The organism is Aeromicrobium sp. Sec7.5 (assembly GCF_036867135.1).
GTDB lineage: Bacteria > Actinomycetota > Actinomycetes > Propionibacteriales > Nocardioidaceae > Aeromicrobium.
Genome location: NZ_JBAJIJ010000001.1, coordinates 2,152,626 through 2,176,047 on the forward strand (window position 1 = coordinate 2,152,626; position 23,422 = coordinate 2,176,047).

The window sequence follows — 23,422 nt, forward strand, 5'->3', positions numbered from 1 at the left end:
CGCTGTCTCGTCCGTGGCTGCTGGTCCGAGCAACCACAGCTGCCGCTAGCCGGGCTCGATGGCGTCGGCGCGACGCGTCACCGACTCGATGCGGACCGTCAGGTCCTGCAGCTCGTCGAGGATCGCCGTGGCGGTCCAGAGCCGCTGGCTGCGGCGACCCTTCGCGGTGAGCACGCCCGCCGCCTCCAGACGGTCGATGCCGTGACGCAGCTCGGCGCCGGTGTAACCCGTCTGCTGCGACGCCAGCTCGGTCGTGAGGATCGGCTCGGCGACCAGCAGCCGAAGGAGCCTGGACTCCGGGCTGCCGACCACGACACCGCCGAGGGCGTCCTCCCACTCGCGGCCGATCTCGTGCAGGCTCGAGGCGGTGCGGCGCGACTCGTGGCTCGCGATCAGCGTGGCGTTCGTGAGCATGCCCACGAGCGGCCGGGCGTGCCCCCGGCGGTAGGCGCCCAGCGCGTCGAAGTAGCGGTCGCGGTGCGCCACGATGCCCGAGGCGATCGGCACCGTGAGGTTCTTGGTGGCAAGGCGCCGACGCAGCACGGCATGGATCAGGGTGCGTCCGATCCGTCCGTTGCCGTCGACGAACGGGTGGATCGACTCGAACTGCGCATGCACCACGGCCGCCTGCACGAGGACCGGCACGTCGTTGCGGTTGGCGTACGCGAACAGGTCGTCGAGGAACCCGGTCACGGAGTCCGGCGGCGGCGGCACGAAGAGCGCGTTGCGCGGCGAGTAGTCGCTGCCCCCGATCCAGTTCTGGACCGTGCGCAGCTGGCCCGCCTTGGGCGCCATGTCGGGATGGCGACGGAACAGGGCGTGGTGGGCACCCAGCATCGCCTCCTGGCGCAGGGTCCCCGTGCGCCCGGCGTCGGCGATGACGTCGGCGAGCGCGTGGGTGGCCGCGGCCATCGAGACCGCCGAGGCATTGGCTCTCTTGCCGTGCATGGCCTTGGCGTAGTCGCCCAGGCTCGCCTCGATGTTCTCGATCTTCGACGACGACACCGACTCGGTGCGCAGCAGCAGCTGGTTCAGCGCCCCGAGCTTGCGACCGTGCGTCAGGTCGAGCTGGGCGAGGCCGGCCAGCGCCGAGTCCATCGTGACCTTCAGCGAGCGGTCGTACGGAAAGTCCAGCTCCGCGATCAGGGGCGGACGCTGCACGACGATCTCGCGCACCGTGCGGTCGGCCTTCGGGCCCTGCTGCACGGTCTGTGACCACGGCACGACCTCGTCGGCGTGCGGGGCCCAGTCGAGAGGCAGGTCGGCGTCGGGCGTCACGGGACCAGTCTGGCAGCCCGCTCCGCGGCCGCGGCCAGGTCGCCGCGCCACGGCAGGCCGTGTCCGGGCACCACGAGGTCGGCCTCGAGCCTCCCGAGCCGCTGCAGGGAGTCGCGCGCTGCCGGTCGGTCGTGGTCGAAGAACTCCGGCAACAGCTGGGGTCCGGAGCGGTTCGAGAGCGGGTGTCCGGTCACGAGCGCGTCGCCCGTGACCACGACACCGGCCTCGGGCAGCAGGTAGGCCGTGCTGCCCGAGGTGTGACCCGGCAGGTGCACCGGGACCGGTCCGCCCGGCAGGTCGAGCGGCCCCTCGCCGGGGAAAGGCTCGGCGTGCGCGACGAACGGAGGTTGCGTGGCACCGGCGCGGCTGATCGCGAGCGACCAGCGCAGCACGGCCGGTCGCCAGGCCCGCGTGAGCACGTCGGCGGTCGTGGCGCTCTCGTGCCGCTCCCCCGTGGCGTTGGGCACCTCGTCGGCGTGCATGAGGGCCGGTGTTCCGAAGTGCTCGTGCAGGTGGTTCAGGCCACCGACGTGGTCGACGTGCGCGTGCGTGACCAGGGCGGCGCGCACGTCCTCGGGCCGGTGCCCGATCGCCGCGATCGACGCCAGGAGGGTCTCGAGGTCCCCGGGGTAGCCGGCGTCGATCAGCGTCAGCTCACGACCGTCGCGGACCAGGACCCAGTTGACGGCGGTCCCCTCCGCGCAGAAGACGTCCCTCGCCAGCCGGACGATGCTCATCGGTGGGCCAGCAGCCACGGCAGGAGGTGCTCGGCCGCGAGTGGAGCCAGGGGCAGGTCGCCCGGCGCCGCGGGATCGACCCAGCGGGACTCCTCGATCTCGGCCGCCACGCGGTGATCGGCCGACGCGAGCTCGAGCAGGAAGACGTGCGCGACCAACGCATGGCCGGGCTCGTTCGCCGCGTCCGTCTCGAACGTGCCGAGCGGCTGGAGCGCCGTGCTCTCGACGAGCAGCCCGATCTCCTCCTGGAGCTCGCGCACCAGCGCGTCCCGCTGCTCCTCCCCCGCCTCGGGCTTGCCGCCGGGGTTCATGAACGCCGCCGTGCCGCGCTTGCGGACGAGCAGGGTCCGGCCGTCGGGACGCACCACGACGGCCGCGACGACCTCGATGAGCGGAGGGGGGACGACGGGCGACGGGCTCACGGCACCATGATGGCCCCATGACGATCGGCACCCCACTCAGCCCGAACGCGACGCGCGTCCTCCTTCTCGGAGCCGGTGAGCTCGGCAAGGAGGTCACGATCGCGCTGCAGCGGCTCGGCGTCGAGACGATCGCGGTCGACCGCTACGCCGACGCCCCGGCGATGCAGGTCGCGCACCGCAGCCACGTCGTGGACATGACCGACGCGGCAGCCGTCCGGGCCGTGGTGGAGACCGAGCGCCCGCACCTCGTCGTGCCCGAGATCGAGGCCATCGCGACGGACGCCCTGCTGGCGATCGAGGCCGACGGCCTGGCCACCGTGATCCCGACGGGTCGGGCGACCTCGCTGACGATGAACCGCGAGGGGATCCGCCGGCTCGCCGCCGAGGAGCTCGGACTGCCGACCTCGCCGTACCGCTTCGCCGACTCCGCCGAGGAGCTCGCCGCCGGCGCGGAGGCCGTGGGCTTCCCGTGCGTCGTCAAGCCCGTCATGTCGTCGTCGGGCAAGGGCCAGAGCCTCGTGCGCGGACCGGGCGAGGTCGCGGATGCCTGGGCGCACGCCGCGACGGGCGGCCGGGTCGACTCCGGACGCGTCATCGTGGAGGGCTTCGTCGACTTCGACTACGAGATCACCCAGCTCACGGTCCGCGCCGTGGGCCCGTCCGGCGACGTCGAGACCTTCTTCTGCGACCCGATCGGCCACCGCCAGGTCGACGGCGACTACGTGGAGTCCTGGCAGCCGCAGGCCATGACGCCGGCCGCCCTGGCGGGCGCGCGCGACGTGGCAGCCCGCATCACCGCCGCGCTCGGCGGACGGGGCCTGTTCGGGGTCGAGCTCTTCGTGCGCGGTGACGAGGTGATCTTCTCGGAGGTCAGCCCGCGACCGCACGACACGGGTCTGGTGACCCTCGCGACGCAGCGGCAGAACGAGTTCGAGCTGCACGCCCGCGCGATCCTGGGCCTGCCCGTCGACCCGACGCTACGCCGGCCGGGCGCCTCAGCCGTCGTGTACGGCGGGGTCGAGGGCGTCGGCGTCGCGTTCGAGGGCGTCGCAGAGGCCCTCTCCGTCCCCGAGAGCGACCTGCGCCTGTTCGGCAAGCCCGAGAGCTTCGTCCGCCGGCGCATGGGCGTCGCGGTCGCCGGCGCCGACACCACCGACGAGGCCCGCGCCCGGGCCACCGAGGCGGCGTCGAAGGTGCGTCCCGTCAGCTGAACGAGCCGTGGCGGCCCTGGCCGCCGGCGAACCGGGACGCGCCCTCGGTCGCCTCCTGGAGGGAGACCAGCCCGTGCTCCCACTCGCGGTCGATCGCGCCCGGCAGGTCCAGGCCGTCCTGCTCGTAGGTCGAGAGCCGGTCGCGGCGCAGGCAGGTCTGCGGGAACGCGGCCAGCTGGCCCGCGAGCTCCACGGCCGCGTCGAGGACGCCGCCCGGCTCGCTCACCCGGTTCGCCAGACCGATCGAGAGGGCCTCGTCGGCCTCGACCGACCGCCCGGTCAGGACGAGGTCGAGCGCGCGGGAGTGGCCGATCAACCGCGGCAGGCGCACGGTGCCGCCGTCGATCAGGGGCACGCCCCAGCGGCGGCAGTAGACGCCGAACACTGCGGCGGGGTCGACGACGCGGAGGTCGCACCACAGCGCGAGCTCGAGCCCGCCCGCGACCGCGTGGCCGTCGACCGCGGCCACGACCGGCTTGCCCAGCAGGAGCCGGGTCGGCCCCATGGGCCCCGGGACGTCGTCTCCCCCGGGCGGCTCCACGTGCATGCGTCCGGCGCTCACCGCACCGAGGTCGGCGCCCGCGCAGAACGTGCCGCCCGCGCCCGCCAGGACCGCGACGCTCGCGGAGTCGTCCGCGTCGAACGCGCGGAACGCGGCGTGCAGTGCGTGGGCGTGCTCGGTGTCGACCGCGTTGCGGACCTCGGGTCGGTTGATGGTGACGACCGTGACCGGTCCCCGGCGTTCGACGTCGATGCTCATGACGGCACCTTTCCAGAGAGACCTAGGCTCGCACCATGGCCACCCTGATCCTCGTCCGCCACGGCCGGACGACCGCCAACGCGTCAGGCGTCCTCGCCGGTCGCACCCCGGGCGTCCTGCTCGACGAGACCGGCGAGGAGCAGGCCGCCCGAACGGGCGAACGGCTCGCCGTCGTGCCGCTCGCGGCGATCGTCTTGAGCCCGCTCGAGCGCTGCCGCCAGACGACCGAGGAGATCCGCCGCCGCCAGGCCTCGCCCCCCGAGGTCACGGTCGAGGAGGCCATCTCCGAGTGCGACTACGGCGACTGGCAGGGCCGGTCGCTGGTCGACCTGGCCGGCGAGGACATGTGGGAGACCGTGCAGCGCCATCCGTCCGCCGCGGCGTTCCCCGGTGGGGAGTCGATCCACGCGATGCAGTCACGCTCGGTCGCGGCGGTCCGTGCCCACGACGCCGCCGTCGAGGCCGCGCACGGCACCGGCGCGGTGTGGGCCGCGGTGAGCCACGGCGACATCATCAAGGCCGTCGTCGCCGACGCCTACGGTATGCACCTCGACCTGTTCCAGCGGGTCCAGGCCGACCCCGCCTCGGTCACGATCATCCGGTACGGACGATCGCGCCCCCACGTGATCAGCGTCAACACCCACGCGGGTGACCTCGCCTGGCTGGCCCCGACTCCCGGGGCGGACGGGCCCGAGGAGGACGCCGCGATCGGCGGCGGGGCCGGGCCTGCGGCGACTCCAGGGGGACGCTCCTAGCATGGGAAGCATGTCCCCCACCGTGCATGCCTTCGACTGGCCGGACCGCTTCGTGGTCGGCACGGTCGGCGAACCCGGTCAGCGCACCTTCTTCCTCCAGGTCAAGACAGGCCTCGACGTCCTCAGCGTGTCGCTCGAGAAGCAGCAGGCGGCAGCCCTGGCCGACCGCATCGACGAGGTGCTCGACACCCTGAAGGCCGAGGAGGGCAACCCGTTCAGCGTCCCCGACGGCACCCCGGTCGAGCTCGACGACCTCGACCCGCTCGACGAGCCGGTCGACGAGCTGTTCCGCGCCGGCACCATGAGCCTCGGCTGGGACCCCGCGACCTCGCAGATCGTGATCGAGGCCTTCGCGATCGCGGAGATCGAGCTCGAGGACCTCGCCTCCCAGCTCGACGCCGAGGTCGTCGAGCTCGATCTCGAGCCCGACGAGCTCCTGCGCGTCAAGATCCCCGTCGGCAGCGCGCGGGCGTTCGCGAAGCGGGCCCGCGACGTCGTGGGGGCCGGCCGACCGGTGTGCTCGCTCTGCGGCGAGCCCATGGAGGACGGCCACGTCTGCGAGCTTCCCGACGGGTTCCGGTGAGTCCCGACCTCGCCCATGACGAGCTGACGCTCACGGCGCAGATCCGCTCCGCGTCGAACGTGACCCTGGCCGGACGGATCGGCGAGGGCGAGGGCGCCGTCGACGTGGCCTACAAGCCCGTGACCGGCGAACGGCCGCTGTGGGACTTCCCGGACGGCACGCTGGCCGGCCGTGAGGTCGCCGCGTACCTCGTGTCGGAGGTCATGGGCTGGGATCTCGTGCCGCGCACGTGGCTGCGTGACGGTCCGCTCGGACCCGGCATGGTGCAGCTGTGGCGGGAGTCGGACCTGACCCAGGAGGCCGTCACGATCGTCCCGGCCGGGCAGCTCCCGGACGGCTGGCACCATGTCTTCGACGGTCTCGACGCGCAGGACAACGTGGTCTCCCTCGTGCACGAGGAGTCCGTCGTCTTGCGTCGCATGGCGGTGTTCGACGTCGTGGTCAACAACGCCGACCGCAAGGGTGGTCACGTGCTGGAGATGCCCGACGGCCACCGGCACGGCATCGACCACGGGCTGACGCTCCACGCGGAGCCCAAGCTGCGCACGGTGCTGTGGGGCTGGGTCGGCGAGCCGCTCACCGACGAGGAGCTCGCGGGCGTCGACCGCGTCCGGGACGCGCTCGTCGGCGACCTCGGCGCAGCCCTCACCGAGCACGTGACCGCCGAGGAGGTCGAGGCCCTCGCCGCACGGTGCGACCACCTGCACGCGACGGCCACCTTCCCCACGCCGAGCGGCCCCATGCCGGCCGTCCCCTGGCCGCCGTTCTAGGTCGTGCGGATCCGCGCCGCCGTCACTGAGGCGAGCAGGGCCACACTGGCCGCGAGACCGACGAGCAGGGCCGCTCCGGCGACGGGTGCGGAGTCGACGAAGCCGGCGAAGACGACGCTGCCGACCGCGAGCACGGCGCTCGCCGCCAGGTAGTCGTTGAGCTGCAGCGCCGACGCGCTGACGCCGTACCTCCCGTCCACGGACGCGTCGAGCACGAGCACCGAGATGGTCGAGAAGGCCATGCCGATGCCCAGCCCGGCGACGCCCCACGCCGCGATGGGGAGCACGAGCGGTACCTCCGGCACGGCGGCCAGGATCGACCCCGCGACACCGATCGCGACCAGGCCCGCACCGAGGCGGACCCGCAGGATCTTGTCGGCGAGGCGGTCCCACCGCGCCGAGAGGACGGCGCCGACGCACCAGGTGAACGCCCCCGACGTCAGCACCGCGCCGACCGCGACGAGCGGCAGGTCCCGGCCGAGGACCAGCAGCAGCGGCAGGTTGACCTCGGCGAGCGTGAACGACGCACCGACCGCGCCGCGCGTCCCGATCATGCTGGGCACACCTCGAGCACCGCTCCAGGCGCCGCGCGGCAGGAGACGCACGCCTGCACCGATCGCCACGGCGAGCCCGCCCCCCACGAGGATCGGCCAGGCAGCGAGACCGCGTTGGCCTCCCGCACTGACGGCCAGCACGCCGCTCGCCGCGAGCGACGCCAGCGCGATGCGCCGGCCCGACAACGGGTTCGTGCCACCCGGCTGGTGCACGACGCCGGCGGAGCGGACGAGCCACCAGGCCCCGATCGCGAGGACCGGGACGCCGAGGAAGACCCACCGCCACCCGACGGTCGCGGCGATCCCCGCCGCGATGCTCGGGCCGATCACGGCCGGCAGCACCCACGCACTCGTGAGGATCGCGAAGACCCGCGGCCGCATCACGCCGGGGTAGGCCTCGGCGATCACGACGTAGAGCGCGACACCGAGCGCACCACCACCGGCGCCGTGCAGCAGCCGCCCGGCGATGAAGAGCGGCATCGACGGTGCCAGCCCGGCGACCAGCACGCCGGCACAGAACACGACGAGGCCCACGTTGAGCACCGGCACCGGACCGACCCGGTCGGCCGTCGGTCCGGCCACGACCAGCGCGAGGATCGACGTGGCCAGCGGCGCTGCGAACGCCACCGCGTAGAGCGACAAGCCGTCGAGGTCGCGCACGACCTCGGGCATGACGGTCGCGACCGCGAGGGCCTCGAAGGCGAACAGGAACGCCAGCGAGAAGACCCCGAGCGTCACCCCGGCGTGCTGACGGCCCCACGGGGAGTCCACCACGGGGCGAGCGTCCTCGACGGTCACCGCTCCGCGCCCACCGCGAGCACGACCTTGCCGGTCGTCCGACGCTCCTGGAGGGCCCGGTGTGCCGCGGCAGCTCCGGCCAGCGGAAAGGTGGTGACGAGTGGCACCCGGGAGCCGTCAGCAGCCGCGTCGAGCGACTCGCGCTCGAGCTGGGGCAGGCGGGCGAGGAGCGTCGGACCGAGCACGTCGACGACCGGTCGGTCAGGGTCGTCGTACGCGTTCTCCTCGCCCGAGGACCACCCGTAGCGGACGATCCGTCCGCCGGGCGCGAGTCGCTCGTAGAGCGCCTGTCCGACCGGCCCGTTCACGGCGTCGAGGACGATCGTCGGCTCCGGCACCAGGTCGACCCAGCCGTCGGCCAGGTAGTCCACGGTCACCTGGGCGCCCAGCGTGCGGACGAGCTCGACCTTCGCGGGACCGCCGGCGAGCCCGACGACCTGAGCACCTGCCGCCACGGCCGCCTGCACCAGCAGCACCCCGAGACCGCCGGCGGCGGCCGTCACGGCGACCACGTCGCCCGGCCCGAGCTCCGCCAGGTCGAGGATCGCGGTCGCAGTGCGTCCGGTCCCGATCGCGGCGACCGCGAGCTCGGCCGTCAGGCCCGCCGGGATCGCGTGCGCCCGGTCGGCAGCCACGACGGCCTGCTCGGCGTACCCACCGCCCGTCGGTCCGAGGTGGGCGACGACGCGCCGACCCAGCCAGGCCGCGGACACGCCCTCCCCCACGGCGTCGACCGTGCCGGCGACCTCCCGCCCCGGCACGGTCGGCAGGTCCGGTCGCGCCATCGGCCCGAAGGACTCCCCTGACCGGATCGACGTGTCGAGGAGGTGCACGCCGACCGCCTCCACCTGGACGCGGAGCTGACCCGGGGCGGGTCGCGGGTCGGGGACCTCCTCGAGCACGAGGACGTCGGGAGGGCCGAACTCATGATGTCTGATCGCTCGCATGGACTGATGCAACAACCTCAACTAAAGTTGAGGTCAAATGACCACGACACGCCACCTCATGACCCCCGGAGACGTCGCGACCCGATCGGGTGTGGCGATCTCGGCGCTGCACTTCTACGAGCGCAACGGGCTCATCGAGAGCGAACGCACGACCGGCAACCAGCGCCGCTACCGCCGCGACGTGCTGCGCCGCATCGGGTTCATCCGGGTGTCGCAGCGCGTGGGCATCCCGCTCGCCGACATCGCCGCCTCCCTCGCGACCCTGCCCGACGGCCGCACCCCCACCAAGCAGGACTGGGCCCGGCTGTCACGCACGTGGCGCACCGAGCTCGACGCCCGCATCAACCGGCTCGAGTCGCTCCGCGACGACCTGGACGGGTGCATCGGGTGCGGCTGCCTGTCGCTGCGCTCGTGCACGCTGTACAACCCCGACGACGTCCTGGCCGAGCGGGGCACCGGAGCGATCCGGCTCGACCGGGATCAGGACTCCGGTGGTCGCGGCCGGTAGACGAGGGTCACCAGCACGACCGACACGATCATCAGCAGGAACCAGGCCACGAACTTCGTGAGGGGCACGAGCTCCCAGCCGTCGAGCTGGCTCGGGTAGAACCACGCCCCTGCCGCGGTCGCGACGTTCTCGGCGACCCAGATGAAGAACGCCACCAGGCCGAACGCCACGACGACCGGCATGCGGAGCACGTGACGGTGCACGCGGAAGTGCATCGTGCAGCGTCCCCACAGCAGGACCACCGCGGCGAGAAGCACGTAGCGACCGTCGAGCACGTAGTGGTGCGTGAAGAAGTTGACGTAGATCCCGAGGGCCACGAGTGCCGACGCCCACACCGGCGGGTACCGGTCGAAGCGCAGGTCGAACAACCGCATGACCCGCACGAGGTACGACCCGACCGCGGCGTACATGAAGCCGCTGTAGAGCGGGACCGACCCCAGGTGCAGGACGCCGCCCGCCTCGTAGCTCCACGAGCCGACCGAGGTCTTGAACAGCTCCATGCCGGTTCCGGCGACGTGGAAGAGCACCACGACCCAGAGCTCGCGAGGTCGTTGCGGTGGAGCGCGGCGTCGTCCGGCCAGGTCAGCGCCGTGACGACGAGCACGAGCAGCAGCAGTGCACCGAACACACAGGCCCAGGCCTGCTTGACGCCGAAGACGAGGAGCTCGACGACGTACCCGCGCCACCCGGTCGACGGCGCCACCTCGAGGTGTGACCGCGCCCAGCGCAGCAGGCGCCGCTCCAGCGAGGTCGCGTCGCCCCCGGCCCCCTCCAGCATCGGCCCAGCCTACGAGAGGGGGGTCACGAGCTCGCCGCGCTCGAGGAACGCCGCGACGTTGGCGAGCACCAGGTCGGCCATCGCTCCACGCGTGTCGTGGGTGGCCGAACCGACGTGCGGGGCCAGGACGACCGAGTCGAGCGCTCGCAGCTCCCGTGGCACGTCCGGCTCGTCGGCGAAGACGTCGAGTCCGGCGCCGGCGATGGTGCCCGCCGTCAGTGCCGCGATCAGCGCGGACTCGTCGACCAGGCTGCCGCGGCCGACGTTGACCAGGTGCCCGTCGGCGCCGAGCGCCTCGAGCTCGGGCGCACCCACGAGCGGGTCCCCGCCACCGGGGGCCGCCAGCACCAGCACGTCGGCCCACTCGGCCAGGTCGCGGACCGAGGAGAACCACGGATACGCGACGTCGGCCTCGCGCCGGTTGCGGTAGCCGATCTCGCAGCGGAACGCGGTGAGCCGGTCGGCGATCGCCTGCCCGATCCGGCCGAGTCCGACGACGCCGACCCTGCGCCCCGTCACGTGACCCGTGAGCGGGTACGTGCCGAGCGTGACCCAGCTGCCGGCCCGCACGTAGCGGTCCGAGTCGCTGATCCGCCGCACCGAGTCGATCAGCAGACCGATCGCGAGATCGGCCACCGCGTCGGTCAGGACGTCCGGCGTGGTGCTCACCACGATCCCGCGCTCCCGGACGGCGTCGAGATCGATCGAGTCGTAGCCCACACCGAAGCTCACGATCGCCTTCAGGTCCGGCAGCTCACCGATCTGCTCCGCCGTCAGGCCGTGGGCGGAGGTCGTGACGGCCACCGTGACTCCCCGCTCCGGCTCCGTCACGGCCCCGTGACGGAGCACGAGTTCGTCAGCGAGATCGGACTGCAACGGAGCGGCGATCAGCACGGGTGACGACATTCCTCGACGCTAGCAACGGTGACCACGACGCCGACCCCCGGCGGCGGGAATGCCCCGCTGACCTAGCCTGACGGCATGTCGCTCAGCATGTCCCTCGCCCGTGCCGTGCTCGCGCGCCGGCCCAAGACCCTCACCTCCGTCGAGTCCGCGCAGAAGCGCGTGGCCGAGCGTGAGGGCCCGGCCGAGGTCTCACGCCGGCTCCGCAGCACCTGCGACGTGACGACCGAGACGGTGGGCGGGTTCCCGGTCATCACGCTGACGCCCCGCGCGAAGGGCACGGGGACCGAGCTCGTGTACCTGCACGGCGGTGCCTACGTGGCGGCGATCATCCCGGCGCACTGGGCGTTCCTCGGCAAGATCGTCGCGCGGACCGGTGCCACCGTCACGGTGCCGCTCTACGGCCTGGCACCCGAGCACACGGTCGACGACGCGTTCGCGTTCGTGCCGCCCGTGCTCGAGGCGGTGCGTCAGCGTGCCGCGGGTCGGCCCGTGTACCTCGGCGGCGACTCCGCCGGCGGCGGGCTCTCGGTGAGCCTGGCGCTGCACGGCCAGCAGGTCGACGGTCTGGTGCTGATCGCCCCGTGGCTCGATCCCTCGGCCTCCAACCCGGTGGCCCCCGGTCTGGTCGAGGTCGATCCGATGCTCGACATCCCCGGGGCCGCGTGGGCCGGACGACAGTGGGCCGGCGCGCGCGAGGCCACCGACCCACGGGTGAGCCCGATCTTCGCCGACCCAGCCGGCCTCCCGCGCACCCTCGTGCTCCAGGGTGGGCACGACGTGCTGCTGGCCGACTCGCTGAAGTTCTGCGAGCGCGCCCTCGACACGGGCGTCGACCTGACGTTTCACGTCGAGCCCAGCGGTTTCCACGTGTACCCCGCGGCGACCTTCACTCCAGAAGGCCGCCGGGCCGTCCGCCTGATCGCGGACTTCATGCGTCGCTGAGTCAGTCGCGCTCGAGCGGCCGCGACGCGTCGGACGTCCAGGCGGTCATCGAGCCGTCGTAGATCGCGACGTCGCCGCGACCCAGGCCCTGCAGCGCGAAGGCGACCGCGGTGGCCGCGATGCCGCCGCCGCAGTACGTGACCGGTGCGACGTCGGGGTCGAGCGCTCCGACCGACTCGAACAGCGGGCGCAGCTCGTCGGCGGCGCGCAACCGACCGCTCTCGTCGACGAGCTCGTCGAACGGGACGTTCACGCTGCCCGGGATGCGGGCATCGGCGAAGGACTCACGCGCGAGCGAGTTGATCAGCAACGTCGACCGGTCGTGGGTGGCTGCCTCGACGTCCGCGGTCGTCACGACGCGCTCGGATCGACGTGTCGCAGTGAACGTCGCCGCCGGGTAGCTCGCGCCGCCGGCCGCGACCGGCAGACCTGCGTCCTTCCAGGCCTGGAGACCTCCGTCGAGCACCACGACGTCGTCATGTCCCTCGAGGCCGAGCTGCCACCAGAGGCGCGTCGCCCAGATGCCGTTGACGTGGTCGTAGACGACGACGGTGTGGTCGTTGCCGATGCCGAGCCCGCCGACGACCTCGGCGAAACGCTCCGACGGCACGGCCGCGAACGGCGCCTCACCGTCGTGCTCGGTCAGGTCGAGGGCCTGGTCGGCGAACGTGGCACCGGGCACGTGGGCCTCGCGGTACGTGTCGCGACCGGACTCGGTGTGGGCCCCGTTCTCGTCGAACGTGAGGTGCACCGTGGCGTCGACGACGCGGATCGTGGGGTCGTCGAGGCGCTCCTGGAGCCACGGGGCGTCGACGAGGCGGGGGTGTGCAGCGGTCATGTCTCGAGCCTGGGGATCGTGCGGGCCGGTCAGTGCAGGACCTCGACGACCTCACGGGCCACACCTGCGGCGGACTGCGGGTTCTGGCCCGTCACGAGGCGGCCGTCGACGACGACGTTCTCGGTGAAGTTCGGGCCGGTCTGCACCGTCGCACCGAGCTCGGTGAGCCTCGTCTCGAGCAGGAACGGGACGGCGTCGGTGAGGCCCGCCGCCTCCTCCTCGTCGTTGGTGAAACCGGCGACCTTCTTGCCGGCGACGATCGAGCGACCGCTGCCCAGCGTGATGCCGGTGAGGGCCGCGGGCCCGTGGCAGACCGCCGCGACGACGCCGTCGTTCTCGTAGATCGTGCGAGCCACGGACCCGACGCTGGGATCGCTCGGGAAGTCCCACATCGCCCCGTGGCCGCCCACGAAGTAGACGGTGTCGTAGTCGGTGGCGCTGATCTCGGAGAGGCGCTTGGTGTCCGCGAGCTGCTTCTTCACAGCGTCGTTCTCGAGGAACTCGACCTGGATCGGATCTTCCTCGTCGCGTCCGTCCTCGGGCGGCTGGCCGCCGGCGATCGAGACGAGGTCGACGTTCCACCCGGCGTCGGTGAAGACCTTCCACGGGTGCGCGGCCTCGCCGACGAAGTAGCCGGTCTTGCGCACGCCACCGAGGTCGTCGTGGCTGGTCAGGACGAGCAGTGCGTTGCGAGAGGTCATGACTCCACGCTAACCACGCCGCCTGACGACGCAAGACGGCATGATTCAGGCGCGGGCGGTGAGCAGGCAACCCCTCGAGTCACTCATGACGTTGCCCACGCACCGTCGGATCCGCCCCGTCGTCAGTCGTCCGCCGGAACGGGCTCGTCCCGGACCCGGCTCAACGCCACCGCGGCGAGGGCCGTGGTGATCGGCACCGCGGCGATCAGGCCGAGCGTGGCCACGAGGCTGCGCACGATCTCCTGCGCGAGGAACTGGTCCGTCACGGCCTCGGCGAGCGAGCCGTTGTCGGCCACCACGAGCACCAGCACCGGCAGCGACGACCCGGCGTACGCGAGGATGATCGTGTTCACGACCGAGGCGATGTGGGCCCGCCCGACGCGGTTCGCGGAGCCGTAGAGCTGCCGGAAGCCGTACCCGGGATTGGCGCGGGCGAGCTCACCCACCGTGGCCGCCTGCGTCACCGTGATGTCGTCGAGCACGCCGAGCGAACCGATCACGATGCCGGCGAGCAGGAGCCCGCGCATGTCGATGTCGTAGTTCGTCCCGACCGCCTCCGACAGGTCGTCCGTCACGCCCGTGAGGTGCAGGCCCGCCACCGCCACGTACGCCAGCAGACCGGTCAGGACGAAGCTGGCCACGGTGCCGAGGAGCGCCACCGTCGTCGCCAGCGTGAAGCCGTGCGTCAGGTAGAGGACCGAGAGCATGATCGCGGCCGAACCCACGAGGGCCACCAGGATCGGCGACTCCCCGTCGAGGATCGCCGGGACGATGAACCACAGCAGCACCGCGAAGGTCACGACCAGGCCGGCGAGGGCCGTGATCCCCCTCCACCGTCCGAACGCGAACAGGGCCAGCGCCGAGGCGAGTACCAGCAGCCACAGACCCGTGCCGCGCTGCAGGTCGACGACCGAGTACACGTCCCCGTCGGGGGTGTCGCTCACCAGCACGACGACCGAGTCGCCCTCGCCGATCTCGGGCGCACCGCTGCCGTTGGGCAGGTCGACCTCCACGTCGCGGCCCGCGGCGTCGCCGTCGAGCAGCCGCACCTGTGCCGTGCCGCACCCGTTGGTCTCCCCCGTCAGGCCGTCCTCGCACGACACGCGGTCAATCGAGGTGACCTTGCCGGCGACCTGCGTGCCGGCGGCGTCCTCGGCCCCCTGCGTGTCGCCCGACGGCCACAGCCACACCATCGCAGCGAGCGTCAGGAGCGCGATGGGCGCGATGACGAGCAGCGCGATGGTCCGCAGACGGCGGGACTCGGGGGCGGCGTGCGCGTGGCCTCCGGTCATGCGCCCACGCTAGACGACCCGCAGTGGCCCCTGGGTCACGCGCCACTCAGCCGCCGATCTTCGTCGGCAGGCCGCTCGACACGCGCGCCCCGGGCCGACGGGTCCGCCATCGACGAGGCGGACTCCCCCACCGTGTGAGGAAGTCCGCCTGCCGAGTCGGTCGTGCGCTGGTTCAGCCCAGGACGTCGGACGCGGAGACGTCGCCGTCCGCGTCGTCGATGGCCTTCGCCAGGCGGTCGACCTGGTCGCCGTCGAGCGTCACGCCGGCCTCGTCGAGGCCCTTGCGCAGCTCCTCGGCCACGGTGCCCTCGGGGGCGCCGTCCTGGTAGTTCGCGACGCGGTCGACGACGTTCTGGATGGCGGTCAGCTGTTCATCGGTGAGAGTGCTCATGGTGGCGATGTACCCGCGTCACCGTCCTCCATGCGTGAACCGGCACGGGGCGGGTACCTCCTGTCCATGAGCACCCCCTCGCACCCCGACGCCGGCCCCGGCACCGACGGGCACGCACCGGTCGACCCGAAGACCTCCCCGGACACCGAGCCGGACACCGACACGCCCCCGACCCAGCCGTCCCCCGACGCCTCCGAGGTCGAGGACGGCAAGCCCGAGAAGCCGCTCGAGCCCGACGCGGGCTCCGACGACGACGGCCCCGACGGCGCGCAGACCCTGCCCCCGGACCCGACCGGCGAGCCGTCGACCTGACCCGATGTGGTGCGTCGCTGCGGAGATCGCGGTTGACTGAGGCATGCGAGCCATCTGGAAGGGCGCGATCAGCTTCGGTCTGGTCTCGGTGCCCGTCAAGGTCTACAGCGCGACCTCGTCGCACGATCTCCCCCTGCACCAGGTGCACGCCGAGGACGGCGGGCGCATCAAGTACCAGCGTCGGTGCGAGGAGTGCGGGAAGGTCGTGCCGTACGAGGACATCGACCGCGCCTACGAGGAGGGCGGCCGCCGCGTCGTCCTGAGCGACGAGGACTTCGACCTGCTCCCCGCCGAGCGCGACCACGAGATCGAAGTCGTGCAGTTCGTGCCCGCCGACCAGGTCGAGATCCTCCGGCTCGACAAGGCGTACTTCCTCGAGCCGGAGGACAGGGCCCTCAAGCCGTACACCCTCCTGCGACGCGCGCTCGAGGACACCGACCGCACCGCGATCGTCCAGTTCGCCCTGCGGCGCAAGACCCGTCTGGCCGCGCTGCGGGTGCGCGGCGACGTCCTGGTGCTGCAGACCATGCTCTGGGACGACGAGGTCCGGTCGCCGGCGTTCGACGTGCTGGGCACCGCCCCGAAGCTCTCGCAGCGCGAGCGCGACATGGCCTCGCAGCTCGTGGAGTCCATGTCGGACGACTTCGACCCGGGCGCGTTCACCGACGAGTACCAGGAGCAGCTGCGCGACCTGATCGCCCAGAAGCTCGAGAAGGGCGACGACGCCGAGGTGCTCGTCACCGACGACAGCGGGGACGACTCCGGCGACAACGTGATCGACCTGATGGAGGCGCTGGAGCGGAGCCTGTCGACGAAGTCCGCCGCGAAGAAGGCGCCCGCGAAGAAGGCAGCCGCCAAGAAGACTGCGGCCAAGAAGTCGGCGGCCAAGAAGGCCACGGCCAAGAAGACCGCCAAGAAGGCCCCCGCGAAGAAGACTGCCACCAAGAAGACTGCGGCCAAGAAGAAGTCGGCGTGACGTGGCACCTGCCGTCACGACGGAGATCGGCGGTCGTCAGCTCCGGCTGACCCACCCCGACAAGGTGCTGTACCCGGCGAGCGGGACGACCAAGGCCGACGTCATCCGGTACTACGTCGAGATCGCCCCGTACCTGCTCCCCCACGTCACCGGGCGCATCTTGACCCGCAAGCGCTGGGTCGACGGGGTGGGCACCGAGCGCGCGCCCGGCGAGGTCTTCTTCGAGAAGAACCTGCCCGACTCCGCTCCCGAATGGATCCCCCGGGTCGAGATCGCCCACCGGGACCACCGCACCCGGTACCCCCGCTTCGAGGAGCCGGCGGCGCTCGCCTGGGCGGGTCAGGTCGCGGCACTCGAGCTGCACGTCCCGCAGTGGCGCGTCGGTGCCGACGGCGCGCACGAGAACCCCGACCGCCTGGTGCTCGACCTCGACCCCGGACCGGGGGTCGGGCTCCCGGAGTGCGTCGAGGTCGCGAAGCACGCCCGCACGCTGCTGAAGGACATCGGACTCGACCCGTATCCCGTCACCAGCGGCAGCAAGGGCCTCCACCTCTACGCCGCGCTGGACGGCTCGAACGACTCTGACGCGATCAACGCCTTTGCCAAGCGTCTGGCCCAGGCGCTCGAGGAGCAGTTGCCGGACCTCGTGGTCTCGTCGATGCGCAAGACCGACCGCCAGGGCAAGGTCCTGGTCGACTGGAGCCAGAACAACGGCAACAAGACGACCATCGCGCCCTACTCGCTGCGCGGTCGCGACGAGCCCTACGTCGCGGTCCCCCGCACGTGGCGCGAGCTGAACGACCCCGACCTCCGCCACCTGCGGATGGACGAGGTGCTGGCCCGCATGAAGCGCCGCAAGGACCCGATGGCGGCCCTCGGCCACGCCGTGGGAGCCGGCGCCGGCGACGAGACCGACCTGCTGCGCGAGTACCGGTCCAAGCGCGACGCCCGCCGCACGCCCGAACCGGTCCCGGCCACCCCGGCCCCCGCGGGTTCCGGCGAGGGCCGCCTGTTCGTCGTCCACGAGCACCACGCGAGCAGCCTCCACTGGGACCTGCGCCTCGAGCGCGACGGCGTGCTGCGGTGCTGGGCGCTGCCCAAGGGCATCCCCGACGACCCGAAGCGGAACCGGCTCGCGGTGCCCACGGAGGACCACCCGCTGGAGTACGCGACGTTCGAGGGCACGATCCCGCAGGGCGAGTACGGCGGCGGCGAATCGCTGATCTGGGACACCGGCGAGTACGACACGGAGAAGTGGAACGACGGCGAGGTCATCGTGACCCTGCGCGGCAGCCGCGACGGCGGTCTCGAGGGGCAGCCTCGACGGCTCGCTCTCGTGCGCACGGGCAAGAAGAACTGGCTCGCCCACGTCATGGACCTGAAGGGGTCGTCCAACCGGGGCTCGCTGCGCGAGGCCGCGGTCGAGCCGATGCTGGCCACGCTGGGCTCGGCCGCCGATGTCGAGCACGACGGCGACTGGGCGTTCGAGCTGAAGTGGGACGGTGTCCGCACGATCGCGGTCCTCGAAGGGCGCGACGTCGCCCTGTTCAGCCGCTCGGGGCGCAAGGTCGCCGCGACGTATCCCGAGGTGACCGAGGGCCTCGGCAAGCTGCGACCGGATCAGTCCCTCGTGCTGGACGGCGAGATCGTCGCACTCGGCCGGCGCGGCGCGCCGGACTTCTCGCTGCTCCAGCACCGGATCCAGCTCACGGGCGACGCCGAGATCGCGGCCGCCCGCGACGAGGTGCCGGTGAAGTTCCTCGTGTTCGACGTGCTGCGGGCCGGAGGCAAGGACCTCACGGGATCCGGTTACGCCAAGCGCCGCGGGGTCCTCCAGGAGCTCGGCCTCGACGACCTCGATCACGTCGAGGTGCCGCCCGCCGTCGAGGGTGATCTCGACGCCGCGACTCGGCTCAGCCGGGACCGGGGACTCGAGGGGGTCGTGGCCAAGCGCCTCGGCTCCCGCTACCTCCCGGGACGGCGGTCCGGGTCGTGGATCAAGATCAAGCACCTCTCGGCCCAGTCGGTCGTGATCGGTGGGTGGCGACCGGGTCGGGGCAGGCGCTCGGGCTCGATCGGGTCGCTCCTGCTCGGCGTGCCCGAGGACGGCGGGCTGACCTACGTCGGCCGGGTCGGGAGCGGATTCGACGAACGCACGCTGCGTGACCTCGAGCGGAGGCTCGGTCGGTCCGAGCGCAAGACCTCACCGTTCGCCGACGTCCCGAAGGACGCCGCGAGCGACGCCCGGTGGGTCACGCCGCGGCTCGTCGGCGAGGTCACCTACGCCGAGCTGACGCCGGCCGGGCACCTGCGCCACCCCGCCTGGAAGGGCCTGCGGACGGATCTGGAGGCCGCCGACGTCGCGTGGGAGGCCCCCGCCACCTGACCGAGGCCTCGCAGTGCGGGCGGAGCCCCGCCCCTTGAGGCGCGAGTGAGGAACGAACGAGCCTCGAAAGGGGTACCCGAGCCCACCACCTGACCGAGGTTTCGAGGCTCGCGCGCCAGAGCGCACTCACACCTCAACCACCGGGCGAGGGCGGAGCCCCGCCCCTTGAGGTGCGAGTGAGGAACGAACGAGCCTCGAAAGGGGTACCCGAGCCCACAACCTGACCGAGGTTTCGAGGCTCGCGCGCCAGAGCGCACTCACACCTCAACCACCGGGCGAGGGCGGAGCCCCGCCCCTTGAGGCGCGAGTGAGGAACGAACGAGCCTCGAAAGGGGCACCTCAGCCCCAGGGCGGTGTCAGCCGCCGACGACCTCGGCGATCTTGGCGTTGAACGCCTCCAGGTCGTCGGGGTTGCGCGAGGTGATGAGGTCCCAGCCGCGGCCCGGGCAGTGGAAGACGGTCTCGTCGACCCAGGTGCCTCCGGCGTTGACGATGTCGGTCCGCAGCGTCGGGAACGACGTCAGCGTCTTGCCGGGCAGCACCCCGGCCTCGACGAGCGCCCACGGTCCGTGACAGATGGAGGCAATGGGCTTCTTCGCCTCGGCGAACGCGGTCACGAGCGCAACCGACGCGGCGTCGCCGCGGACGTGGTCGGCGTTGACCGTGCCGCCGGGGATGACCAGCGCGTCGAAGTCGGCGACGTCGACATCGGCCACGGTGGCGTCGGGATCGAACGTCGCGTCCTTGTCGGTGTCGCCCACCATGGACTGCACCGGCTCGAGCTTCGGCGCGACGTGGACGGCGGTTCCCCCGGCCTCGCGGATCGCGGCGATCGGCGACTCCAGCTCGGCCTTCTCCACGCCTTCCTGCGACGTGAGGACGGCGATCTTCTTGCCCTGCAGCGTGCTCATGCGAGCTCCTCCCGGATCGGGTGCATCGATTGCGTCACGATCGACGCTAACCGTCCGGGCCCAGCGCGCACGTCGGCGCGGCGAGGGCATGAAAAAAGGAGCCTCGCGGCTCCTGCTACTTCAGGTTATATCCCGTCCGGGGGCTTGCCGCAAGGCCCCGCGGACCCCCCAGAATGGCCGACCGTGCCGGGATACCGGCCGTCCTGAGGGGGAATTCATGGGTCATCGTCCGACGTCCGTCACGAGTCCGTTCGCGCTGCCCGACCGGCTGGCCGCCAAGTCGGTGCCGTCGCTGATCGGGGCCGACGAGGTGCACCTCGCTGGCATCGCGACCAGCCTGGCCGACCAGGTGGGGGAGCTGTCCGAGCAGCTCGACCAGGCGCGTCGGCTCGTGGCGCGGGAAGGAACGGCCGCGGTCGAGCGCGACCAGGAGGTGCACCGGCTGACGGCCCGCCTGCGCACGCTGCGCCGGTTCGGGCTCGACCTCTGCCTCGGTCGCATGGTCGCCGAGGACGGCACAGCGACGTACGTCGGACGGCTGGGGCTCACGTCGGGCACCGGTGAGCGGCTGCTCGTCGACTGGCGCTCACCCGCGGCCGAGCCCTTCTTCGGTGCGACCCACGGCCACCCCATGGGTCTGGCGAGCCGCCGGCGCTTCCGCTGGACGCGCGGCCTCATCACCGACTACTGGGACGAGGTCTTCTCACCCACCGGCCTCGGGAGCACCGCTTCCCTCGACGACCGGTCGGCGTTCGTCGCGAGTCTCGGCGCGAGCCGGTCCGACCGCATGCGCGACGTGCTCGGCACGCTGCAGGCCGACCAGGACGCGATCATCCGTGCCGGGGCCGCCGGTGCGCTCGTCGTCGACGGAGGTCCCGGCACCGGCAAGACCGTCGTGGCCCTGCACCGCGCCGCGTACCTCCTGCACGCCGACCCACGCCTGCGGCCGGGACGCGGCGGCGTGCTGGTGGTGGGGCCGCACGAGCCGTACCTGGCCTACGTCGACGACGTGCTGCCCAGCCTGGGCGAGGACGGCGTGCGCACCTGCACCGTGCGCGACCTCGTGCCCGAGGGGCGCGACGCGAGCCCCGAGCACGACCCGGAGGTGGCGCGCCTCAAGGCCGCCGTCGAGCTCGTGCGGGCGATCGAGCCTGCGGTGGCGCTGTACGAGGAGCCGCCGACCGAGCCGCTGGACGTCGAGACGCCGTGGACCACGGTGCGCCTACGCGCCACGGACTGGGCGGAGGCCTTCGGCGCGGCCGACCCCGGGACACCCCACAACGAGGCGCGCGACCAGGTCTGGGACGCGCTGGTCGAGATCCTTGCCGACCTCCACGTCACGGGCGGGTTCGACGAGGACGGGGTCGAGGACGAGCGACCCCCGATCGAGCCGCTGCGTCGCGCGCTCGAGCGGAACGCCGCCCTGGTCGACGCGTTCGACCGCGCCTGGACCGTCGTCGAGCCTGCCGATCTCGTCGCCGACCTGTGGTCGGTGCCCGCCTACCTGCGTCACTGCGCTCCCGGTCTCACCGCGGACGAGGTGAACCTGCTGGGACGTGACGACCCGTACGCGTGGACGACGTCCGACCTGCCCCTGCTCGACGCCGCGCGTCGACGCCTCGGCGACCCCGACTCCTCGCGGCGCCGGCGCGAGCGGGAGAGGACCCTGGCCGCGGAACGTGCGCAGATGAACCTGGTGGTCGACGAGCTCATCGCGAGCGACGACTCGGAGCTGCTGCTGATGCGGACGCTGCGCGGTGACGACATGCAGGTGTCGCTGGAGGACGAGGCCGCGGTGGACGCCGTCGACCCCGACACGCTCGTCGGCCCCTTCGCCCACGTCGTCGTCGACGAGGCGCAGGAGCTCACGGACGCCGAGTGGCAGATGGTGCTCGCGCGGTGCCCGTCGCGAAGCCTGACGATCGTGGGCGACCGCGCCCAGGCACGCCACGGCTTCGCCGAGTCGTGGCAGGAACGCCTGGCGCGCGTCGGGGTGGACCGAGCCAGGGTCGCGTCGCTGACGATCAACTACCGCACCCCGTCGGAGGTCATGGAGGAGGCGGAGCCGCTCATCCGCGCCGCCGTCCCGGACGCCAACGTGCCGACGTCGGTCCGCGCGTCGGGCGTCCCGGTCGAGCACCGGCCGGTGTCCGACCTCGCCGCGGTCCTGCGCGACTGGCTGGCGTCGGGCGACGAGGGTGTCGCGTGCGTCATCGGCTCGGCGGCTCCCGCGCTCCCGGTCACGTCGGAACGGGTTCGATCACTCACGCCCGCGCTCGCCAAGGGCCTGGAGTTCGATCTCGTCGTGCTGATCGACCCGGAGAGGTTCGGGACGGGCACCGAGGGTGCCGTCGACCGGTACGTCGCGATGACCCGCGCGACCCAACGACTCGTGGTCCTGACGTCGTCCGCTGGCTGAGAACCCCTGTCGAGGCTCCTCGTTCCTCGTCGCACCTCACGGGGCGGAGCTCCGCCCGCCACCCGTGGATCCACGGGCCGAGCCGCAGGCTCGCCTTGCCGGGTTTGCCGGGCCGTGGTTCCGTGGAGGAACAAGTCAACGCTTCACCGGTTGAGCCTCCAGCCGTTTCCCTTCCTCGAGAACGGAACGTGCCATGTCCTCTCACACCACGCTTGACGAGCAGTCGAACCTGCTCCTCGCCCAGGCCCGCGACGAGCTGTCGCCGCGCCGCGAGGCCCTCCAGAACGAGGTCCTCGAGAACAATCTCGCGCTCGCTCGCCGCCTCGCCCGCCGGTACAACGGTCGCGGGGTGGCCTCCGACGACCTCGAGCAGGTCGCACGTCTGGGCCTGTTGAAGGCCGTCCGACGCTTCGACGCCGACCGGCGCTCCTTCACCGCCTACGCCGTCCCGACGATCCTCGGTGAGCTCCGTCGCCACTTCCGCGACAGCGCCTGGGTCGTGCGGCCCGGACGCCACCTGCAGGAGGTGCAGGCCGCTGCGAACGTGGCCCGCGAGGACCTGCGCAGCGAGCTGTCGCGGGACGCCACGCCGGCCGAGGTGGCCGAGCGCATCGGCGAGAGCGAGGGGTCGCTGCGCGAGGCCGACTCCGTGATCGGCGCGTTCTCGCCGCGATCGCTCGACGCCCCGGCGCCGGGTGACAGCACCCCCTTCGGGCACACGATCGGCTCGATCGACCGTCATCTCGAGCGCGCCGAGGACCTGCAGGCCGTCGGGCCGAGCGTGCGCCAGCTGAGCCTGCAGGACCGGCGCCTGCTCGGCATGAGGTTCGTCGAGGGCCGGACGCAGGCCGACATCGGCCGCGAGCTGGGGATCTCCCAGATGCAGGTCTCGCGACGCCTCAGCGCCGTGATCGAGCGCATCCGCGACGACATGGGCCTCACGCAGCTGGCCAGCTGAGCCACGTTCGCGCGGACATCGTGCATGAACCGCCCACAGCGGGGTACTCCCCCGACGACCTCGATGGAAGGAACGACATGACCGTCGCACCGCCTGAGCCTGACCAGCCGGTCAAGCCCGTCGAACCGGGCATCCCCGGAGCCGAGCCCGTGATCGAGCCGGGACTCCCCGGCCCCGCCGATCCGGACGTCGCGCCCGAGCCCCAGACCGAGCCGCGTCCCGACGGACCCGCCGCTCCCTGAGACCCCCGCATCACGCATGCGGGGAAGGCCCTGACCCGATCACTCGG

24 protein-coding genes and 1 pseudogene are annotated in these 23,422 nt (G+C 72.4%); 12 read left to right on the plus strand and 13 right to left on the minus strand.

Features of this window, described 5'->3' with window-relative positions; all coding sequences use genetic code 11:
• Window positions 1–45: 45 nt before the first annotated feature.
• Genes V6S66_RS10810 through V6S66_RS10820 form a run of 3 tightly spaced genes read right to left on the minus strand, consistent with a single transcriptional unit; the run spans window position 46 to window position 2,437 of the window.
• A complete protein-coding gene (locus tag V6S66_RS10810) occupies window positions 46–1,278 on the minus strand; it encodes a Fic family protein (protein ID WP_334206747.1) in 1,233 nt (410 codons plus the stop codon).
• Complete coding sequence (locus tag V6S66_RS10815) at window positions 1,275–2,015, minus strand: MBL fold metallo-hydrolase (protein ID WP_334206748.1); 741 nt, start codon at window positions 2,013–2,015, stop codon at window positions 1,275–1,277. The genes V6S66_RS10810 and V6S66_RS10815 overlap by 4 nt, the downstream gene beginning before the upstream one ends.
• Window positions 2,012–2,437, minus strand: a complete 426-nt coding sequence (locus tag V6S66_RS10820; protein ID WP_334206749.1) for an NUDIX hydrolase — start codon at window positions 2,435–2,437, stop codon at window positions 2,012–2,014. Before V6S66_RS10820 ends, V6S66_RS10815 begins: the two co-directional genes overlap by 4 nt.
• A 17-nt stretch (window positions 2,438–2,454) precedes the next feature.
• Here V6S66_RS10820 and purT point away from each other — a divergent pair, with 17 nt between their 5' ends.
• Entirely contained in the window at window positions 2,455–3,648 is a 1,194-nt protein-coding gene (gene purT, locus V6S66_RS10825) for a formate-dependent phosphoribosylglycinamide formyltransferase (protein ID WP_334206750.1), read from the plus strand.
• Here purT and V6S66_RS10830 read toward each other — a convergent pair.
• Window positions 3,641–4,408 (minus strand): crotonase/enoyl-CoA hydratase family protein, encoded by a 768-nt coding sequence (locus V6S66_RS10830; RefSeq protein ID WP_334206751.1) that lies wholly within the window; start codon window positions 4,406–4,408, stop codon window positions 3,641–3,643. The genes purT and V6S66_RS10830 overlap by 8 nt on opposite strands.
• Window positions 4,409–4,443: 35 nt before the next feature.
• Between V6S66_RS10830 and V6S66_RS10835 the strand changes: the two genes are divergently transcribed.
• Genes V6S66_RS10835 through V6S66_RS10845 form a run of 3 tightly spaced genes read left to right on the plus strand, consistent with a single transcriptional unit; the run spans window position 4,444 to window position 6,516 of the window.
• Window positions 4,444–5,163: an MSMEG_4193 family putative phosphomutase gene (locus V6S66_RS10835; protein ID WP_334206752.1), complete on the plus strand. Its 720-nt coding sequence runs from the start codon at window positions 4,444–4,446 to the stop codon at window positions 5,161–5,163.
• A 10-nt stretch (window positions 5,164–5,173) separates the two neighbouring features.
• Window positions 5,174–5,746 (plus strand): DUF3090 domain-containing protein, encoded by a 573-nt coding sequence (locus tag V6S66_RS10840; protein WP_334206753.1) that lies wholly within the window; start codon window positions 5,174–5,176, stop codon window positions 5,744–5,746.
• Complete coding sequence (locus V6S66_RS10845) at window positions 5,743–6,516, plus strand: SCO1664 family protein (RefSeq protein WP_334206754.1); 774 nt, start codon at window positions 5,743–5,745, stop codon at window positions 6,514–6,516. Before V6S66_RS10840 ends, V6S66_RS10845 begins: the two co-directional genes overlap by 4 nt.
• Here the strand turns inward: V6S66_RS10845 and V6S66_RS10850 are convergent.
• Both V6S66_RS10850 and V6S66_RS10855 read right to left on the minus strand, forming a co-directional pair.
• On the minus strand, window positions 6,513–7,844 hold the full coding sequence (locus tag V6S66_RS10850; protein ID WP_334206755.1) for an MFS transporter: 1,332 nt from the start codon (window positions 7,842–7,844) through the stop codon (window positions 6,513–6,515). The two genes, V6S66_RS10845 and V6S66_RS10850, sit on opposite strands and share 4 nt — an antisense overlap.
• Window positions 7,845–7,864: 20 nt before the next feature.
• On the minus strand, window positions 7,865–8,815 hold the full coding sequence (locus tag V6S66_RS10855) for a zinc-binding dehydrogenase (protein WP_334206756.1): 951 nt from the start codon (window positions 8,813–8,815) through the stop codon (window positions 7,865–7,867).
• 37 nt (window positions 8,816–8,852) lie between these two features.
• On the opposite strand from V6S66_RS10855, the gene soxR reads away from it, so the two are divergent.
• Window positions 8,853–9,323 (plus strand): redox-sensitive transcriptional activator SoxR, encoded by a 471-nt coding sequence (gene soxR, locus V6S66_RS10860; RefSeq protein ID WP_334206757.1) that lies wholly within the window; start codon window positions 8,853–8,855, stop codon window positions 9,321–9,323.
• Here soxR and V6S66_RS10865 read toward each other — a convergent pair.
• Both V6S66_RS10865 and V6S66_RS10870 read right to left on the minus strand, forming a co-directional pair.
• Window positions 9,296–10,101: pseudogene (locus V6S66_RS10865) on the minus strand (DUF817 domain-containing protein). The gene soxR and the pseudogene V6S66_RS10865 sit on opposite strands and share 28 nt — an antisense overlap.
• Before the next feature lie 9 nt (window positions 10,102–10,110).
• On the minus strand, window positions 10,111–11,007 hold the full coding sequence (locus V6S66_RS10870) for a 2-hydroxyacid dehydrogenase (RefSeq protein ID WP_334206758.1): 897 nt from the start codon (window positions 11,005–11,007) through the stop codon (window positions 10,111–10,113).
• Between the two features lie 75 nt (window positions 11,008–11,082).
• Here V6S66_RS10870 and V6S66_RS10875 point away from each other — a divergent pair, with 75 nt between their 5' ends.
• On the plus strand, window positions 11,083–11,949 hold the full coding sequence (locus V6S66_RS10875; RefSeq protein WP_334206759.1) for an alpha/beta hydrolase fold domain-containing protein: 867 nt from the start codon (window positions 11,083–11,085) through the stop codon (window positions 11,947–11,949).
• A 1-nt stretch (window position 11,950) separates the two neighbouring features.
• On the opposite strand, the gene V6S66_RS10880 is transcribed toward V6S66_RS10875, so the two are convergent.
• From V6S66_RS10880 to V6S66_RS10895, 4 genes are all read right to left on the minus strand, one after another.
• Window positions 11,951–12,787, minus strand: a complete 837-nt coding sequence (locus V6S66_RS10880; protein WP_334206760.1) for a sulfurtransferase — start codon at window positions 12,785–12,787, stop codon at window positions 11,951–11,953.
• 29 nt (window positions 12,788–12,816) lie between these two features.
• Window positions 12,817–13,488, minus strand: coding sequence for a type 1 glutamine amidotransferase domain-containing protein (locus tag V6S66_RS10885; protein ID WP_334206761.1), 672 nt, complete (start codon window positions 13,486–13,488; stop codon window positions 12,817–12,819).
• Between the two features lie 122 nt (window positions 13,489–13,610).
• On the minus strand, window positions 13,611–14,780 hold the full coding sequence (locus tag V6S66_RS10890) for a YibE/F family protein (protein WP_334206762.1): 1,170 nt from the start codon (window positions 14,778–14,780) through the stop codon (window positions 13,611–13,613).
• A gap of 172 nt (window positions 14,781–14,952) precedes the next feature.
• A complete protein-coding gene (locus V6S66_RS10895) occupies window positions 14,953–15,171 on the minus strand; it encodes a hypothetical protein (protein ID WP_334206763.1) in 219 nt (72 codons plus the stop codon).
• Between the two features lie 66 nt (window positions 15,172–15,237).
• Between V6S66_RS10895 and V6S66_RS10900 the strand changes: the two genes are divergently transcribed.
• Genes V6S66_RS10900 through V6S66_RS10910 form a run of 3 tightly spaced genes read left to right on the plus strand, consistent with a single transcriptional unit; the run spans window position 15,238 to window position 18,845 of the window.
• Window positions 15,238–15,483: a hypothetical protein gene (locus tag V6S66_RS10900; RefSeq protein ID WP_334206764.1), complete on the plus strand. Its 246-nt coding sequence runs from the start codon at window positions 15,238–15,240 to the stop codon at window positions 15,481–15,483.
• Between the two features lie 43 nt (window positions 15,484–15,526).
• Entirely contained in the window at window positions 15,527–16,459 is a 933-nt protein-coding gene (gene ku / locus V6S66_RS10905; RefSeq protein ID WP_334206765.1) for a non-homologous end joining protein Ku, read from the plus strand.
• A gap of 1 nt (window position 16,460) precedes the next feature.
• Window positions 16,461–18,845 (plus strand): ATP-dependent DNA ligase, encoded by a 2,385-nt coding sequence (locus V6S66_RS10910; protein ID WP_334206766.1) that lies wholly within the window; start codon window positions 16,461–16,463, stop codon window positions 18,843–18,845.
• Window positions 18,846–19,201: 356 nt separating this feature from the next.
• Here V6S66_RS10910 and V6S66_RS10915 read toward each other — a convergent pair whose 3' ends face one another.
• Window positions 19,202–19,756, minus strand: coding sequence for a type 1 glutamine amidotransferase domain-containing protein (locus V6S66_RS10915; protein WP_334206767.1), 555 nt, complete (start codon window positions 19,754–19,756; stop codon window positions 19,202–19,204).
• A 217-nt stretch (window positions 19,757–19,973) separates the two neighbouring features.
• Here V6S66_RS10915 and helR point away from each other — a divergent pair, with 217 nt between their 5' ends.
• The 3 genes from helR to V6S66_RS10930 all read left to right on the plus strand — a co-directional run bounded on the left by helR (window position 19,974) and on the right by V6S66_RS10930 (window position 23,375).
• A complete protein-coding gene (helR, locus tag V6S66_RS10920) occupies window positions 19,974–22,175 on the plus strand; it encodes an RNA polymerase recycling motor ATPase HelR (RefSeq protein ID WP_334206768.1) in 2,202 nt (733 codons plus the stop codon).
• A 193-nt stretch (window positions 22,176–22,368) separates the two neighbouring features.
• Complete coding sequence (locus V6S66_RS10925; RefSeq protein WP_334206769.1) at window positions 22,369–23,133, plus strand: sigma-70 family RNA polymerase sigma factor; 765 nt, start codon at window positions 22,369–22,371, stop codon at window positions 23,131–23,133.
• 77 nt (window positions 23,134–23,210) lie between these two features.
• Window positions 23,211–23,375, plus strand: coding sequence for a hypothetical protein (locus V6S66_RS10930; protein WP_334206770.1), 165 nt, complete (start codon window positions 23,211–23,213; stop codon window positions 23,373–23,375).
• Window positions 23,376–23,422: the final 47 nt, after the last annotated feature.